This is a genomic window from Steroidobacter flavus, assembly GCF_042651805.1.
GTDB classification, from domain to species: Bacteria; Pseudomonadota; Gammaproteobacteria; order Steroidobacterales; family Steroidobacteraceae; genus Steroidobacter; species Steroidobacter flavus.
In genome coordinates, this window is sequence record NZ_JBHSDU010000015.1 from 2,422,281 (window position 1) to 2,439,579 (window position 17,299).

The 17,299-nt window shown below is 62.3% G+C and carries 13 protein-coding genes and 1 tRNA gene; 3 read left to right on the forward strand and 11 right to left on the reverse strand.

The features are described from left to right. Window positions 1–741, reverse strand: a complete 741-nt coding sequence (gene rlmB / locus ACFPN2_RS37480; RefSeq protein ID WP_380606313.1) for a 23S rRNA (guanosine(2251)-2'-O)-methyltransferase RlmB — start codon at window positions 739–741, stop codon at window positions 1–3. Then, window positions 738–3,002, reverse strand: a complete 2,265-nt coding sequence (rnr, locus tag ACFPN2_RS37485) for a ribonuclease R (RefSeq protein WP_380606315.1) — start codon at window positions 3,000–3,002, stop codon at window positions 738–740. Before rnr ends, rlmB begins: the two co-directional genes overlap by 4 nt. A 102-nt stretch (window positions 3,003–3,104) precedes the next feature. Between rnr and ACFPN2_RS37490 the strand changes: the two genes are divergently transcribed. Continuing rightward, a tRNA-Leu gene (locus ACFPN2_RS37490) sits at window positions 3,105–3,189 on the forward strand. 149 nt (window positions 3,190–3,338) lie between these two features. Here ACFPN2_RS37490 and ACFPN2_RS37495 read toward each other — a convergent pair. Further along, complete coding sequence (locus tag ACFPN2_RS37495; RefSeq protein ID WP_380606317.1) at window positions 3,339–4,448, reverse strand: PEP-CTERM sorting domain-containing protein; 1,110 nt, start codon at window positions 4,446–4,448, stop codon at window positions 3,339–3,341. A gap of 242 nt (window positions 4,449–4,690) precedes the next feature. Between ACFPN2_RS37495 and treZ the strand changes: the two genes are divergently transcribed. Both treZ and ACFPN2_RS37505 read left to right on the forward strand, forming a co-directional pair. Then, on the forward strand, window positions 4,691–6,583 hold the full coding sequence (treZ, locus tag ACFPN2_RS37500) for a malto-oligosyltrehalose trehalohydrolase (protein ID WP_380606319.1): 1,893 nt from the start codon (window positions 4,691–4,693) through the stop codon (window positions 6,581–6,583). After that, window positions 6,580–8,613, forward strand: a complete 2,034-nt coding sequence (locus ACFPN2_RS37505) for an amylo-alpha-1,6-glucosidase (RefSeq protein ID WP_380606321.1) — start codon at window positions 6,580–6,582, stop codon at window positions 8,611–8,613. The genes treZ and ACFPN2_RS37505 overlap by 4 nt, the downstream gene beginning before the upstream one ends. On the opposite strand, the gene ACFPN2_RS37510 is transcribed toward ACFPN2_RS37505, so the two are convergent. The 8 genes from ACFPN2_RS37510 to hflX all read right to left on the reverse strand — a co-directional run bounded on the left by ACFPN2_RS37510 (window position 8,599) and on the right by hflX (window position 17,296). Further along, a complete protein-coding gene (locus ACFPN2_RS37510; RefSeq protein WP_380606323.1) occupies window positions 8,599–10,482 on the reverse strand; it encodes an ATP-binding cassette domain-containing protein in 1,884 nt (627 codons plus the stop codon). The genes ACFPN2_RS37505 and ACFPN2_RS37510 overlap by 15 nt on opposite strands. A gap of 121 nt (window positions 10,483–10,603) precedes the next feature. Then, a complete protein-coding gene (locus ACFPN2_RS37515; RefSeq protein ID WP_380606325.1) occupies window positions 10,604–10,963 on the reverse strand; it encodes a four-helix bundle copper-binding protein in 360 nt (119 codons plus the stop codon). 50 nt (window positions 10,964–11,013) lie between these two features. Beyond that, window positions 11,014–12,189 (reverse strand): BON domain-containing protein, encoded by a 1,176-nt coding sequence (locus ACFPN2_RS37520; RefSeq protein WP_380606327.1) that lies wholly within the window; start codon window positions 12,187–12,189, stop codon window positions 11,014–11,016. A gap of 148 nt (window positions 12,190–12,337) precedes the next feature. Further along, window positions 12,338–13,636, reverse strand: a complete 1,299-nt coding sequence (locus ACFPN2_RS37525; RefSeq protein WP_380606329.1) for an adenylosuccinate synthase — start codon at window positions 13,634–13,636, stop codon at window positions 12,338–12,340. Between the two features lie 25 nt (window positions 13,637–13,661). After that, window positions 13,662–13,853, reverse strand: coding sequence for a DUF2065 domain-containing protein (locus ACFPN2_RS37530; protein ID WP_380606331.1), 192 nt, complete (start codon window positions 13,851–13,853; stop codon window positions 13,662–13,664). A 7-nt stretch (window positions 13,854–13,860) separates the two neighbouring features. After that, the gene (gene hflC, locus ACFPN2_RS37535) at window positions 13,861–14,733 is read right to left on the reverse strand and encodes a protease modulator HflC (protein ID WP_380606333.1); all 873 of its coding nucleotides are present in this window, start codon (window positions 14,731–14,733) and stop codon (window positions 13,861–13,863) included. Continuing rightward, a complete protein-coding gene (hflK, locus tag ACFPN2_RS37540; protein WP_380606335.1) occupies window positions 14,733–15,893 on the reverse strand; it encodes an FtsH protease activity modulator HflK in 1,161 nt (386 codons plus the stop codon). The genes hflC and hflK overlap by 1 nt, the downstream gene beginning before the upstream one ends. Before the next feature lie 122 nt (window positions 15,894–16,015). Continuing rightward, window positions 16,016–17,296, reverse strand: a complete 1,281-nt coding sequence (gene hflX / locus ACFPN2_RS37545; RefSeq protein ID WP_380606337.1) for a ribosome rescue GTPase HflX — start codon at window positions 17,294–17,296, stop codon at window positions 16,016–16,018. Window positions 17,297–17,299 lie beyond the last annotated feature (3 nt).

The following is a 17,299-nucleotide window of genomic DNA, read 5'->3' on the forward strand; positions in this document are numbered from 1 at the left end:
CTACTGACGCTGACGCACGGCCTCGTACAACAAGACGCCGGTCGCGACGGAAACATTCAAGCTCTCCACGACGCCACGCATCGGGATGCTGACCAGCGCGTCGCAGTTCTCACGCGTGAGCCGGCGCAGTCCCGTGCCCTCGGCTCCCAATACAACCGCGAGCGGCCCGGTGAGCTTGCTCGCATAGAGCGAGTGCTCGGCTTGATCGTCGGTGCCGACGATCCAAATGTCCCGCTCCTTCAACCACCGCAACGTGCGCGCGAGATTCGTCACCTGAATCAGCGGCACCGTTTCGGCGGCGCCCGACGCAACTTTGCGCACGATTGCGGACAGACCCGCCGCGCGATCCTTCGGCACGATCACCGCCGTTACGCCGGCCGCATCGGCAGTCCGCAAACACGCGCCGAGATTGTGCGGATCCTGCACGCCGTCGAGCACCAGGAGGAACGGCGCTCCCTTGGTTGAATCGAGCAAGTCATCGAGCGCGCCTTCGCCCAGCACGCCGACGCTACGAATCTGTAAGCACACGCCTTGATGGCGCTCGTCGCCGGCCAGTCGATCCAGCTCTTTGCTATCGCGCAGCTCGGTCTTGATGCCCTTGGACTGGGCCAGCCTCAGCACCTCGGCAATGCGCGCGTCTTCCCTGCCCTTCTGCAGGATCAGCAGCGCGGCGCGCTCGGGCCGTTGCTGTAACAGGGTACGAACCGCGTGCAGTCCGAAAATCGTCGTGGAATCAGTCATCGTCCGCCTCGATGCTGGTTGCGTCGACGCTGCCACGGTCCGCGCACCATGCGTTGACCGCCGCCCGCCTCGGCCAGCTCGAAGTCGATTTTACGTTCATCGATGACCACATTGATCAACCGCACGCGCAAATGATCGCCCAGGCGGAAGATGCGACCGCTACGCGCGCCGACCATGCGATAGCCGGACTTGTCGCGCGAGAAGTAATCGGCGCCCAACGCGCTGACGTGCACCAGCCCGTCGATCTGCAGGCCTTTGATCTGCACGAACAGACCGAAGTCGACCACGCCGGTGACCAGGGTGTCGAACTCTTCGCCGATCTTGTCGCGCATGTACTCGCACTTGAGCCAGGACATCGCGTCGCGCGTCGCTTCATCGGCACGGCGCTCGGTGAACGAGCACGATTGCCCCAACGTCGCCACCATGCCCGCCGTCCACGGGAACGTCTCCGCGTTGCCGCCTCGCAGGACATGCCGGATGCCACGATGAACCATCAGATCGGGATAGCGACGAATCGGCGACGTGAAGTGCGCGTATTCGGACAGCGCCAGGCCGAAGTGACCGATGTTCTCCGGCTGATACACCGCCTGCGGCATGGAGCGGATCACGACCGTCTGAATCAGATGCGCCTCTTGATGACCGACGGCCCGTTGCAACACCTCGCTCAAGTCGGTCGGCTCGATGTCTCGATCGGTCGGCAAGTGAATGTTGAAGCCCTGCAGGAATTGACGCAGCTGTTCCAGTCGATCCGCTTCGGGCTGACCGTGCACTCGAAACAACGTCGGGATGCGATGTTTCTTCAGGAAGCGCGCCGCCTGCACGTTCGCGGCGATCATGCACTCCTCGATCAGGCGATGCGCGTCGTTACGCGGTGCCTCGACGAATGAGGCGATCCGACCCTGCGTATCGAATTTCACTTTCAATTCGGGCGCATCGAAGTCCAGCGCGCCCCGTTGCAGGCGCTGTCGATGCAATGCCTTGAACACGCCGTACAGGCTCTGCAATTGTGAGCCCACCGCCATCACTTCGGGAGCATGTGAGGCGGCGGGATTGGCGAGATAAGCCGCAACCTTCGTATAGGTCAGTCGAGCCGCCGAACGCATCAGCCCTTCGAAGAACGTCGCGCGAGTGACTTTGCCCTCGGGGCTCACGCGCATTTCGCAGACCATGCACAACCGGTCGACGTTGGGATTGAGCGAACACAACCCGTTCGACAACGCCTCCGGCAGCATCGGCAGCACGCGATTCGGAAAGTAGACCGACGTGCCACGCAAGGTCGCTTCACGATCCAGCGCTGAATTCGGCGCCACGTAGCTCGCGACATCGGCGATGGCTACCAGCAAGCGCCAGCTGCCGCCTCGCAACGGCTCGCAATAGACGGCATCGTCGAAATCGCGAGCGTCTTCGCCGTCGATGGTGACGAGCGGCAATTCACGCAAGTCTTCACGACCGCGCTTCGCCGCCGCCGACACCGAGTTACCGAATGCTTCCGCCTCAGTCACCACTTCGGGCGGGAATTCGAACGGCAAACCGTGCGAGTGAATCGCGATGTCGGTTTCCATGCCCGGCGCCGCATGCTCGCCCAGCACTCGAGTGATGTGCCCGAGCGGCTGCGCCGTCTTCGAGGGCTGTTCGATCAATTTGACCAGCACGACCTGGCCCGGCCGCGCCTGGCCCAGATGCTGTCGAGGTACGAGCACTTTGTGCCCGATGCGCGGATTGTCCGGCACGACGAAGCAGATGCCGGATTCGTCGTACAGCCGGCCGACGATCTCACGGGTATTTCGTTCGAGCACCTCGACGATGGAGCCTTCCGGCCGGCCGCGATGATCGGTGCCGCTGACGCGCACAGCGGCGCGGTCGCCGTGCATGGTCTCGGCCATTTGTCGTGGTGCGAGGTAGATCGGGGCCGATCGATCGTCCGGCATCAGGAAGCCGTGCCCATCCTTGTGGGCGCTGACCGTGCCGACGATGAGCGACAGCCGCTCACGCAAGCAGTACTCATCGCGCCGGTTGCGGATGATGGCGCCTGACTGCAGCAGCTCCTCGAGCTCCTTGGTCAGCCGTTTACGGGCCGAGGCGCCATTGCGCTGAGCGCGCTGGGCCAGTTCGTCGAAATCCAGCGGCCGACCGGCGGCCTGCAGTACTTGGGGAATGCCTGGCTGGTCGCGGGCGACCCGGGGCCGGGCGGGTGCGCCGGCACGGACGACCGGGCGCTTGGAGGTTTTTTTGGGTTTACGAGTTTTTTTTCTTAACTTCATAGGGATTCACAGGGGGAAAAACGCGGGCTTGTCATTGACAGCCCTAAACGTCATCGGTACATTGCGCGCCTCTTGCGGGGCAAGCCCCGCGTTCCCTTCCTTGCCCAGGTGGCGGAACTGGTAGACGCGCTGGTTTCAGGTACCAGTGGAGCGATCCGTGGAGGTTCGAGTCCTCTCCTGGGCACCATCTCAAAAGCAGATAAGACCCGTCAAAGCGGGCTTCGTTCCACGTAAGACCTGCTAACAACAGTCGACACCTTAGCACAGCAAAGGTGTTGGCGACGGAACTGATGCCGGCCGGCAAACGACCGGCCGACACCATTCCAGTCTTCTCGACTACGCCCGGTTCTTTTTATTCCGCCGTGCCAGGGTCATGCCCACGAGCCCCACAAGAAACAATGCGAGGGTCTCCGGCTCGGGCACATTGTGGATGGTGAATGTTCCCTGCCATCGCGAGCCGAACGTGAGCGCGTTGCTAAACCAACTGCCGTCCATCAAGTAGCCGGTCAACCAACCGTTGCTATAGACGAGGTCGCGCCCATACACAGAGAAGTCCATCCGATCGTCGATCATCAGGCCCTGGCCGGCGCCCGCGTATCCAAACTGCCCACCCCAGATCTCGAGTAACCCACTCGCATTGCCAGTCTCGTAATGGGTGCCAGCGAACTGCAACAGCCAGTTGTCCAGGGCCGTATCGAACTGGCCGCCGGTGATGCGTAAATGGTTCGAGCCATATTCCGATTGGATCAAAATGCCATCGTCGATGCGCCCGCCGCTGATGTCCGCGTTGACGGTTGCGCCGGTCCACAGCCCACCGTCGAGGGTGCCGCCCGTCATGTTCAGATCGAAATTGCCCCACACCGCGCTGAAGCCGCCGAGAATGGCGCCGCCGTCCAGATTCAACGCCATCGAATTGCCAGCGCCCAATCTGACCCCACCCGCAATCAGACCGCCTGTCATATCGATGCGAACGTTGCCGCTGACGACATTCGTGACGTTGCCGAGAACCATCGCTTGATCTTCGATGCGCAGGTAACCGCTGTAGTTGATGCTGCCAGTGACCGTCGCGCGATCCTGCAGATAGAGCTTGACGGTGGATTTGGATTCATCGTCCCAATTCGCCGCGAAGTCAGACCCGATCCCGCCGGAGATCGTGGCCTGATCGCTGAGCCGAGCCATCGACGTACCGCCGCCCAACAAGATCCCGCCGATCACGCGACCGTTACCGGTGACATCCACCGATCCCGTATAGACGCGCGTCCGTTGCACCACCCCGCCCGTCCCCACCAGCAACGACGCATCCCGGTTATTGAGAGTCACGCTGTCGTTGAGCACCTCGGTCACCGACAAGGTCGTGGGCGTATCCAGAATGATCGTCGCGCCCGCTGTCGATAGATTGAGTGTCAGACCGATCGCAAGCAGCCACTTGCCTGTTTTTAAAGTCACGCTTCATCCTCGCGTTGTTGTTGGGCTCGTTGAGAGCAATTTCCATACCGAGCAGCGAAGAACTGCTTTGCAATCAACAGGCACAACCATTGGCTCACGGACTCGCGCCGGTCGAATGTAAATAGAAGCGACGGGAAAAGACGGGTCGATCAGGATCGGTGGGAACCCTGCTCCCGGCCCGGCGCTTGACTTCATGTGCTCCTCGCACAGTGGTCATCACCTTCCGTGTTCGAATGGTTCGCATGTCGCCGTCTCCGCCTCCTGAACTGCTCGGCGCAGTGTGCACGGACGACACCGCACAGTTTCGTGTATGGGCGCCCGAGGCACGCCGTATCGATGTGATATTCGAGGACGGCGTTCATGAGCCGTTCCCGCTGACTCGCGACGACGGTGGTTATTTTTCCGGCGCCACGCGCACGTCCGCCCGGCTTTATAAGTATCGCGTCGACGATACCGGCCCGTGGCCCGACCCCTGCTCCCGATTTCAACCGCACGGCGTGCACGGCCCGTCGTTGCTCGTCGATCCGGACGCGTTCCAATGGTCCGATGCGAGCTGGCGCGGCGTCGGAATCGAGCGGCAAGTCATTTACGAATTACACATCGGCACGTTCACGCCCGAAGGAACATTCGACGCGGCGGCCACGAAGCTCGAGTACCTGCGCGACCTCGGCGTCACGGTGTTGGAGATCATGCCCATCGCTGAATGTCCCGGCCGCTGGAACTGGGGCTACGACGGCGTGCAGATCTACGCGCCCTATCATGTGTATGGCGATCGCGAAGCGTTGCAACGATTCGTCGATCGCGCGCATTCGCTCGGACTGGCGGTGATTCTCGATGTCGTCTACAACCATCTCGGCCCGGACGGCAACTATCTCGGCCATTTCAGCCCGTACTATTTCAGCAAGCGCTATCGCACCGAGTGGGGCGAGCCGTTCAATCTCGACGGCGAGCACAATGCGGGCGCGCGTGAGTTCCTGATCGGCAACGCGTGCTACTGGCTTCGAGAGTTTCATTTCGACGGCTTCCGCCTCGACGCCACCCAATCCATTTTCGACGCGAGTAAAACTCACCTGCTCGCGGAACTCACACAGCGTGCCCGCGCTGTGACACAGCCCCGACGCATTCTCTTCATCGCCGAGAACGAGCCCCAATGTAGCGAACACTTGCTGCCGGTTAATGCCGGCGGCCTCGGCATGGACGCGATGTGGAACGATGACTTTCATCACAGTGCGCGCGTCGCACTGACCGGCAGCCGCGACGGCTATTTCCACGACTACAGCGGACGAGCGCAGGAGCTCCTATCTTGTGTGCGTCGAGGATTTCTATATCAAGGACAGTGGTATGGCTGGCAGAAAAAAAGCCGCGGCGCACCGTTGCACGATCGTGAAGCCGCCGCCTGCGTGATCTTCCTGCAAAACCACGATCAGGTGGGAAACACGGCGACCGGCTTGCGCATTCATTCGAACGCCGCCCCATCGAGTTATCGCGCGTTAGTGACATTGATGCTGCTTGCACCCCAGACGCCGATGTTGTTCATGGGACAGGAGTTCGGTGCATCGACCACATTCACGTTCTTCGCCGACCACACTGAAAAACTTTCGCATCAAGTGCATGCCGGTCGGCGCCAATTCCTCGGCCAGTTCCGCGCCTACGCGGATCCGAGATTGCAGGCGTCGATTGCGGATCCCCGCGCCGAGCGAACCTTCCTAGAATCCAAGCTCGACTGGTCGGAATGCGAGCGCAACCCGCCGCTGCTGAGGCTCCATCGCGATCTGCTGCGTCTACGGGCCAACGATCCGACGATCTCACGACAGAACGTCGCGGCCATCGAAGGTGCGACGTTGAGCGAGCATAGTTTCGCGCTGCGCTGGTTCGATGCCGACCACGGCGATCGTTTGCTGATTGTGAATCTGGGTCACGAGCTGAGTAACGGCTCGATCGCCGAGCCGCTACTCGCGCCCCCACGCGGTAGCGGTTGGCAAGTGTTATGGAACAGCGAAGCGCCCGAGTACGGAGGACTGGGCGGATTCGAGCCCGTCGCCGAGCACGGCCGGGGCGCCTGGCGCATCCAGGCGCAATGCGCCGTGCTGTTGGTGGCGGCACCGCGCATTGTCCTTCCCGAGGTACCCGCATGATTAACGGTCGGCAGATCGTCTTGAACTGGAGTCGCGACAGCGATCCCACATTCCTGCGCAGCCGTGAGTGGCTGGTCACCAACGGCCTGGGCGGTTACGCGTCCGGCACGTTGGCTGGCATTCCCGCGCGCAAATATCACGGACTGTTCGTTCCCAACCTGGCGTCGCCCCAAGGCCGGCACATCCTCATCTCCCGCTGCGACGAATGGGTCACCATCAACGACCGTCAGATGCACCTGGGCGGTGCCGAGTACGACTCGGAGCGCTTCGAAGGCGAATCGCATCTGTTCTTGAAAGAGTTCCGGCTGGATCATCGCATCGCCGTCTGGACCTTCGAACATGAAGGCGTGGTGTTCGAGAAATCCATCACCATGGTCCACAACCAGAACACGGTGTGCGTGCAATATCGCCTGCTGCAAGGTGAAGCGCTCGAGCTGGAAGTCCGGCCGTTTGTTTCTTTCCGCCGTCACGACGAATCGCCGCGCGCCGAGCCGGGCTCGTTCATGCTGGAAGTGCGCCGCGGCCGACATGAAGTCCGACACATCGATTCTGACATCGTGCTGCGATTCGGCCTGCGTCCCGGCCCCACGGCGTTCGTTACTGAAGAGCGCGACGAAACCAACTTCGTGTATCGCATCGAGCGCGATCGCGGCGATCCGGAATTCGAGAGCGCCTTCAGCCCTGGCTACTTGCTGGCCAGCGTCCGGCCGAATCATCCGGCGGTCTTCGTCGCTTCGACGCACGCATGGGAACGACTCGGGTTCGATGCGACGGCAGTGTTCGATGCCGAGCGGCAACGCCTCGATCACTTGTTGAGCCTCACGCCGGCGCTGAAGAACGATCCCGTGGCCGAGCAGCTGGCGATGGCGGCGGATCAGTTCATCGTGCTTCCCGGCAGTCGTCTCGAAGAAAGCGTATTGGCCCAGGCCAGCGGCGGCGAGCTGCGCAGTATCTACGCGGGCTATCACTGGTTCGGCGATTGGGGCCGGGACACGATGATCAGTCTGGAAGGACTCACGCTGTCGACTGGCCGCTATCGCGAGGCCGGCGCCATCCTCAGCACGTTCTCGCATTACGTGAAAGACGGTCTGCTGCCGAATCTATTTCCCGAAGGCGAGCGCCAGGCGCTGTATCACACGGTAGATGCGACACTTTGGTACTTCCACGCAATCTCACGCTACGTGGAAGCGACGACGGATCGCGCGCTGTTGCGAAATCTGTTTCCCGTGCTCCAGTCCATCATCCAGCATCACATCGAGGGGACGCACTTCAATATTCACATGGATCCGCAGGACGGCCTGATCTCCGCCGCCGCCGAGGGTTATCAATTGACGTGGATGGACGCAAAGGTCGATGGCTGGGTAGTGACACCCCGTCGCGGCAAGCCAGTGGAAATCCAGGCGCTGTGGCACAACGCCTTGCAGCTGATGGCGCATTGGGCCGGCGAGCTGCGCGAACCGCATGAGCAATATCACAATCTTGCCGTGCAAGTGCGCGAGTCCTTCAACAAGCGTTACTGGAACGAGCAGCGAGGCTGCCTGTACGACGTCATCGACGGACCGAACGGCAACGACGACGCCATTCGCCCCAATCAGGTCTTCGCCCTGTCGTTGCAGCACCCGGTGCTCAGCCAACGCTACTGGAAACAAATCGTCGACATGGTCCAGGCCCGGCTGGTCACCTCTCATGGACTACGCACGTTGAGCTCGGATCATTCCGATTACAAATCTCACTATCGAGGCAACTTGCGCGAGCGTGACGCCGCCTATCACCAGGGCACGGTATGGCCCTGGCTGCTTGGGCACTACATCGACGCTTATCTGCGTGTATATCCGGACCCGGCAGGCGCCAGAGCCCTGTTGGAAGCACTCCCCGGCCATCTGTACGACGCGGGCATCGGCAGCATCAGCGAGATCTTCGATGCCGAGGAGCCATTCGCCCCAGGCGGTTGCATGGCGCAGGCCTGGAGCGTGGCGGAGGTTTTGCGAGCCTGGCTGAAAACCAGGCCCGGTGGATCAAGCAGCCGCTGATTGCGACGCTGGCTGCGCGCTATCTTCCTTACGATACATCGCCAGCAACTGACGGAAGTCAGGCGAGGTCGCAGCGAGCAACGCGGCGGGGCCTTGTGCGACCACGCGACCTTCATGCATCACGATCACCTCGTCGAAACGATCGAGCAGATGCAAACGATGGATCGACGACACGATGCACGAGTTCGGCAGGGCCGCGAAGATATTGTCGTAAACACGCGCCTCGGTCCTGGAATCCAGGGCCGCGGTCGGCTCGTCGAACAACACCAGATTGCTATCGGCCGCCGCGAGAATGCCTCGCGCCAGCGCGATACGCGCACGCTGACCGCCCGACCAGTTCGCGCCACGCTCGACCACTGCCGTGCTCAAGCCGTTCGCGTCGGCCGAGATGAAGTCACTGACGCACGCGGTGTTCATCGCCTCCGAGTACTGACCTTCGGCCGGCGCTCCCGCATGCGTCGCACACAGCGCCAGGTTTTCCGCCAGCGAGCCTTCGAGAACTTCGGCATCCTGCGGCACGAGAGTCACATTCGATCTCAACATCTGAGCGGCGGCCGATGGCGTCACGATGGCCGGACCGTTGCGACGATCGACGGCGACCCGATCCGCCTCATACAAACCAGCCAGGACGCGAAGCAACGTGCTCTTGCCTGAGCCGCTGCCACCGATGAGGGCGTAGCGACGGCCCTGCTGAAGCGACAACGACACTCCGTTCAACGTCGGCCGCTCATCGCGACCGCCGGGATGGCTGAACACGAGATCGCGAACCATGTAGTACTCGGAATCCGGCGACGAAGCCTGCAACAGCTCCGGCGTAGTCGCGTCGGCGGCTTTGACGTTCGCATCGCGAATCGGATCGGCGCTGGCGAAGTCGGCGTGCTGACGCGCGAAGTTCTGGAAGTTGGACGCGAACGTAGAGATGACTCCACCCGCCTGCGACGCGTACTCCCACACCATATACAGACTGCCGAGCATGAGGGTCTTCTGACCGACGGTGGCATCAACGTGCCGTACCGCGAGCCAGGCAAACAGCGCGACCAGGCTGCAGCTCAGCACCTTGCTGCAAACATCGACGGTGCACCACTTCGCTTCGTTCAACACGATGGAACGACGCAGCGGGGCAAAGATCGCCTCGAGCCGGCGCTGTAACAAATCGGTGATCGCACGCGACTGGCGAAGCGCGAACACACTGGTGATGTTACCCAGCGCGTCGAGCAGGGCCGCGGAATAGCGACGCTCGGCATCGTTCTCACGATGCGCGAGCCGAATCATGGCGCGATCGAAGCCCACGACCGAGACGCAGATAATCACGAAGCCCACGATGGCGCTCATGCCGACATACGGCTCCAGCAGCCAGAGCGCGACAATGGGACCGACCAATCGGACCGCACTGCTCAGATAGATGAACTGACTTTGCGTGAACGACGACAGCGCGGAGCTGCTCTGTTGAACGCGATGCGCGGTCACACCGGAGTGATTGGCTTCGTGCCATGACAGCGGCAGCGACAACAACCGGTCGAACAGGCCAAAGGAAATGCGCCGGCGAATCTCCAGCGCGACGTTGCGCTCGAGCAATCGGCCCGGGCCATGAAACACCCAACTGAGTGCGGTCGCGCCGATCACCAGCGACAGCCAGATTCCCGCCTCGCCAATGCCGGCCGAGCCGGAGGCCTGCAGAACGTTGATGGCGCGGCCCGCGAAATACGGCACGCTCAACAGCACGCACTGAGCCGTTAACAGCAGGAGCACGGCGCCCAACAGCTCGCCCTGTCGCCCGTGCGACTGCTCCCAAAGATTCTTGTACAGGTAGAAAACGCCACCGCGCTTTGCAGCCGCGGTTGGCATGGCCGAAACGGAAGATTCGCTCATGCTTGGCTTACATAACCTCAAAGTGCCTGGGGCGCACTTTAGGGCCCAGCTAAGTAGCTAAGTGTGAACGACTCGACGCTTCGGGCCTAAGGTTTTCGCTGAGTTTGGCCCCCGCGAGCCATCAACGTCGCAGCATGGCGGCACAGCTTTTCGAGCAGTGTTCGCAGGCGTCGACACACTCCTCCATGCCGTCCAGGTCACGGCAGCTGGCGGCGCATTCCTCGCATACGCGTGAACAGGCACGGCACAGCTCTTCGTGCAGGACGAAGTTGGCGAGCATCGCGTCCGCCGTCACCCGACATAGGTCGGAACAGATGATCATCAACCGGAAATGAGGGGGCGCGACATGCGGGCCGCCCTGCTCCAGGCAATGGTTCATGGCCATGCTGAAACAAACCCGAGAGCAGCGCAGGCAATCCTCGATACACCGCTTCATGTCGGTGACCGGATGCTCGCCCGGAGTTTCGGCGACTGTGTTCATGAGCGGTCCCCCCGGCGCATCGGGGCGCCGAAGCGCCCCGAGCGATATCGTCAGTGCTGGATGTTGGATTCCCTGCCTTTGTCGCCGCTTCGGCCCGTCCCGGCAGTGCCGCCGGCGCCTTGCGTCGAGGATTGGCCCTGCGTCGAAGACTGGCTGCCGGACTGGCTGCGTTGCTGATCCTGCACCCGCAAGCTGTTCTGCACTTCCTTCACGCCGGAAATCCGTTCAGCCAGCGATTCGGCCCAACGCTTGTCTTCACGCGAGGTGGCGTAGCCGCTCAATGTGACTTCGCCATCCTTCACGGAGACTTCGATGTTGGTTGCATCCAGACGGTCATCGTCGGTCAGGCAATCGCACACTTCTTCCTTGATGCGATCGTCGGAACGTTTGTAGCCGCGCGGGCCGCGACCGCGATGGGCGCCGTAATCTTCCTGGCCCCATTGCCGTCCCTGCGAACCTTGCGAGCCGTACAGATCCATTCCTTGACTGCGGCTGCCGTACTCGTCGCCTGAGCCACTGGCGCTACCGCCATAGTTGCCGTAGGCGCGGCCACCGCTCGGCCGCCCGGACCGTCCATAGTCTTCGCCCTGGCCGAAGCGACCTCGCCCGCCGTAACCGCCTTGTCCGTAGCGGCTGCGCTCGTAACCGCGATAGTTGTAATCGCCTTGGCTGCCGCCGCCCTGGCCGTATTGGGTGCCCGCTTCGCCCCAGCGTCCCTGACCGCCTTGATAGCTGCCGCCGCTACCGCCGTAGCCGCGATAGTTACCGGTGCCGCTGCTGCTGAAGCCGCCGTAGTTCGCGTCGCGATCGTATTGACCGTGCACATCGCGATTGCGCCACTGCTCCTCCTCGCGGCCCTGCCAACCGCCCATCTCGTTGCCGTAGTGGCGACCGCCGCGACCGCCGCCCCCCAAATATTCACGACCGCGTCCGTAGCCCATTTCACTCATCCGTCCGCTTTGGCTGTAACGCGAGCCCTGTCCGGATTCTCTCTGGCCGTATTCCTGGTCGTAATCGCCTTGCCCGTAGCCTCGGTTGTAACTCGGACCCTGGCCTTCGTGCTCTCCACGCGACCCTCCATAGCCGCCGCGCGTCTCACTGCCGTAGTAGTCGCGCTCCATCGACTCGCGAGCGCGACGTGAATCGTCATCGTCCCAATCGCGGTGCGAGCGCCAGCGCTCATCGCGATCGCGACCCCAATCACTTCGGTAATTGCTGTAAGCCATTTGCATCTCCTCGCGCTGCTGGCATTGATCGCCGACGTGAGGAAACAATTCATCGAGACCGCGTGGGTTCCGAATCCGGCGCGCACGAAAAAACGCGCGCGTAAATCGGTTACGCGCGCGAGTTTTTTCTTACAGAGCTAGAGCGAAATCAGTCGAAGGGATGCTTCAACACGATGGTCTCGAGCCGGTCCGGACCGGTCGAGATGATGGCGATGGGGGCGCCGGCCAGCACTTCGAGACGACGCAGATAGGACTGCGCATTCTTCGGCAGCTCTTCGAAGGTCTTCACACCGGCGGTGCTTTCTTTCCAACCGGGGTGCTCTTCATAAATCGGGGCGCAGATCGACAGCGCTTCGGCGCCGACCGGCAACAGATCGCGACGCTCGCCCTTCACTTTGTAACCCGTCGCGACGCGCACGGTGTCGAGGCCGTCGAGCACGTCGAGCTTGGTGATACACAGACCGGAGATGCCGTTGATCTCGACGGCACGACGCAGGCTCGCCGCATCGAACCAGCCGCAACGACGCGGACGACCCGTGACCGAGCCGTATTCGTTGCCCTTCACCCGCAAGTGTTCGCCGATCTCATCGTCGATCTCAGTCGGGAACGGGCCGCTGCCGACGCGCGTCGCATACGCCTTCGCGACACCGAGCACGTAGTGCAACTGTTGCGGGCCCACGCCGACACCGGCGCACGCCTGGCCGGCGATGCAGTTGCTCGAAGTCACAAACGGATAGGTGCCGTGATCGATATCGAGCAACGCCGCCTGGGCGCCTTCGAACAACAACCGCTTGCCGCCGCGGATCAACGCGTTCACTTCGCCGGAAACATCCGCGACCATCGGCCGCAGCTGCTCGCCCAACGCCAGCGCTTCATCGAGCGTCTGCTGGAAATCGATGACCGGCTGCTTGAAGTAATTGCGCAACACGAAGTTGTGATAATCGAGCACCTCGCCGAGCTTGGCGGCGAAACGCTCGCGCGCGAACAGGTCCTGCACGCGGATCGCGCGACGCGCGACCTTGTCCTCGTACGCCGGACCGATGCCACGACCGGTCGTACCGATCTTGGCGGCGCCGGCCGCTTCTTCACGCGCCTTATCGAGCGCGATGTGATGCGGCAGGATCAACGGACAGGCTTCGGAAATGCGCAGACGCTTCGGCACGTCGATGCCGGCGGTCTGCAGCTCCGCGATTTCATCCAGCAGCGCCTTCGGCGACAGCACCACGCCGTTACCGATGAAACAGGTGACACCCTCGTGCAGGATGCCGGAGGGAATCAAGCGCAGGATGGTCTTGCGGCCGTTGATCACCAGCGTGTGGCCGGCGTTGTGGCCGCCTTGGAAGCGCACCACGCCCGCGACGCGATTGGTCAACAGATCGACGATCTTGCCCTTGCCCTCATCGCCCCACTGGGCACCGATGACGACAACATTGCGATGGCTACTCATTACGGACTCGGGATAAGAAAGAATTCTAGGAGCGCACGAGGTACAGCAGCGCGAGGCCGGCACTCATGCTGGCAAGACCGAACAGACGCAGCTGTCGGTCCTGCAGGCTGGACAGCGCCTGCATCAGGCGCTTCACCGATTGCGGGCGGAGAAACGGCATCACGCCCTCCAGCACCAGATACAGCGCCAGGGCCGCGAACAGGTCCGACCAGTTCACGGCCGCATCAGCGCTTGTTGGCGCGATTCAGATACTTGAAGAAGTCGCTGTCGGGCGAGATCACCAGCACGTCGTTATCGGTGCCGATGGCCTCGCGATACGCCTGCAAGCTGCGATGGAACGAATAGAACTCGGCGTTGCGATTGTAGGCCTTCGCATAAATGTCCGCCGACTTCGCGTCGCCTTCGCCCTTGATGATTTCCGACTCGCGGTAGGCCTCGGCCAGAATCTCGGTGCGCTGACGGTCAGCTTCGGACCGCAGCTTCTCGGCATTTTCCTCACCCTCGGCGCGCAGCCGCTTGGCCTGGCGGTCGAAGTCCTGACGCATGCGACTGAACACCGATTCGCTGACTTCTTCCGGCAGATCGATCTTCTTCACGCGTACGTCGACCAGCTGCAGACCGAGCCCTTTGGTGGCGTCTTCCGCGAGCTTGAGGATCTCACCGGTGAACTCGGCGCGTTCGGCGGCCACCACCTGCTGAATGGTGCGACGGGCGATCACGCCCTTGATGCCGTCCTTCACAATACTGCCGAGACGGCCCGCGGCGATTTCGCGATCGCCACCGGATGTCGCCTGGTAGTAAGTGGACACATCGGAGATGCGCCACTTGATATAGAAGTCGATGCGCAGGATCTTGCCTTCGCTGGTCAGGAACTGCTCCGACGGATATCCCTTGGTGTCGATGCGACGCTCGAACTTGCGGATGTTGTTGACCATCGGGACCATGAAATGCAGGCCCGGTGCGTAGTCGGCACGCACGATTTCGCCGAAGCGGAACTTGATGGCCAGCTCCGTCTCGCGCACGGTGAAGGTCGACATGGCGAGCACGAAGGCCACCACTGCCGCCAGAATCAGAACTAGAAAACCGCGGCCGGCCATTAGCGGGTCCCTCGGGTACGACGATCGCCGGAGACGCTGGTCGCGTCGCTGGTATCGGGGCTCTCGACAGTCATGCTGGACTCGCTCGTGGAAACGCGCGGCGTGCGACGGTTCTGCTCGAGCAGCTTATCGATGGGCAGATACACCAGATTGCCCGCGCCGCCTTGAGTATCGAGCACCACCTTCTTGCTGGAGGCGAGCACGCGCTCGACCGTTTCCAGATACAAACGTTCGCGGGTCACGGCCGGAGCACGCTCGTACTCGGAGAGCAACGCCAGGAAGCGATCGGCTTCACCTTCGGCCTTCGAAACTTTTTGAGCGCGATACGCTTGCGCTTCCTGAACTGCGCGAACGGCAGAACCGCGAGCGCGCGGAATCAAGTCGTTCGAGTAAGCCTGCGCGGCCAGCGACAGACGGTCGCGGTCTTCGCGAGCTTTGATCGCATCCTGCTGAGCGGGTGCCACTTCGTTCGGCACCTTCACGTCCTGCAGGTTCACCGCAGTGACTTCCAGACCGACCTTATAAGCATCCAGCGTGCGCTGAATCAGCTCCTTGGTGCGGGCCACGATTTCCTGACGGCCGCTTTCGAGCACGCCATCCAGCTTGCTACGGCCGATGATCTCGCGAATCGCGCTTTCGCTGACTTCGCGCAGCGTCTGCTCGGGCTCGTTGACATTGAAGGCGTAGTCCAGCGGGCTGGCCCGGCGGAACTGCACTTCCATGTTGATGTCGACCATGTTCTCGTCCGAGGTCAGCATGCGGGTCTGCTCGCTGAAGCTCTCGATGGTCTGGATGTTGACGATCTGCTTGGTCTCGATCGGCCAGGGCAGATGCCAGCGTAGGCCGGGCATGGTGGTCGCGACATGCTTGCCGAAACGCAGGATGACCCCGCGCTCGGCGGCGTCGACCGTGTACAGGCCGCTGAACGCCCAGATGGCCGCGAGCACCAGCACGATAGTGCCGATCCCGAAGCCTCGGCCCGATCCTGAGCCGCCGACATTTCGGTTACCCCCGCCGCTGCCGCCGAACAAGCCGGCCAGCCGACGCTGCAGGTTGCGCAGGACCTCGTCCAGATCGGGCGGTCCCTGCTCGGGCTTGTTGCCGCCCCCCCAGGGGTTGCGCTTGCCACCGGAGTTACCGCCGGGTTCGTTCCACGCCATGTTGGATGACTTTGTGTCTTGAGAGCTAAGAGGTTTTGGGAGGTTTGGGCATCAGCTGGCGATTAAGCTTGCCGGACCCGAAACGGTCGATTTTAGGAATGGCTTCGGGAGGTTACAAGCTTTTAACCTTCCGTGAGGGCCTCAGGCAATCCTTCGGATCGGCACAGATGCTCAAAGGCACGCCGGGGCATGGACACTTCCAGGTCCACCGCGCCACTTGGCAGGGCCTGTTCGGCCAGCACCGCTCCAGCCGCGAAGAACCGCGCCCGCGCACGGCCTTCCTCGGGTTTCAGGACAATATGACGGTGGACCAGCTCCGGTCCAAGGAATTCGCCGATGGCGTCGATCAGCAGCTGGGTGCCCTCGCCGGTTTGCGCCGACAGCCAGACCCGGCGGGTCCCGCCGTTCTCGTTCCGCTCCACATGCGCGGCCTCGCCAATCAGATCGGCCTTGTTGAAGACCTCGATCTGCGGCAGGTCGCCGGCACCCACTTCGCTCAGGACTTGATTGACCTGGGCGATGCGCTCGCTGCGATTCGGATCCGCGGCATCGATGACATGGAGCAAGAGCGTCGATTCGCGCGCCTCCTGCAAGGTCGAACGGAACGCCGCCACCAGTTCGTGCGGCAGATCGCGAACGAACCCGACTGTATCGGCCAGCAATGCGAACCGCGCATCGGGCAGTTCCAGACGACGCACCGTCGGATCGAGCGTCGCGAACAGCTGATCGGCCGCGTAAGCGCCGGCGCCGGTCAACCTGTTAAATAGAGTGGACTTGCCCGCGTTGGTGTAACCCACCAGCGCAACGGTTGGGATTTCCGCCCGCTTGCGCTCACGCCGCGTGGTTGCACGCTGCGTAAGAACCTTGTCCAGACGAGAGTTCAAGGTGCGAATCCGGGCCGCCAGCAAGCGGCGGTCGGTTTCCAGCTGGGTTTCGCCAGGGCCGCGCAAGCCGATACCGCCCTTTTGCCGCTCCAGGTGGGTCCAGCCTCGCACCAGTCGGGTGGCGAGATGCTTGAGCTGCGCCAGCTCCACTTGCAATTGGCCTTCGAAGCTGCGGGCGCGTTGCGCGAAGATGTCTAGAATCAATCCAGTGCGATCGAGCACTCGACATTGGAACAGCTTTTCTAGATTGCGTTCCTGGCTGGGGGACAGAGCGTGGTCGAACACCACCAGATCCGCGCCGAGCTCCTTCGCCCGGGCGTGAATCTCTTCGGCTTTACCGCTGCCGATGTATAGGCGGGGATCCGGCACCTTGCGAGTGCCGGTGATCGTTGCGAGGACTTCGGCGCCGGCCGAACGGGCCAGCGCCTCGAACTCACTCAGCTCATCTTTACCGGGAGGACCTCCCAGCCCGATACGGACCAGGAGCGCGCGTTCGCCGCTGCGAGGACGTTCAAACAACAA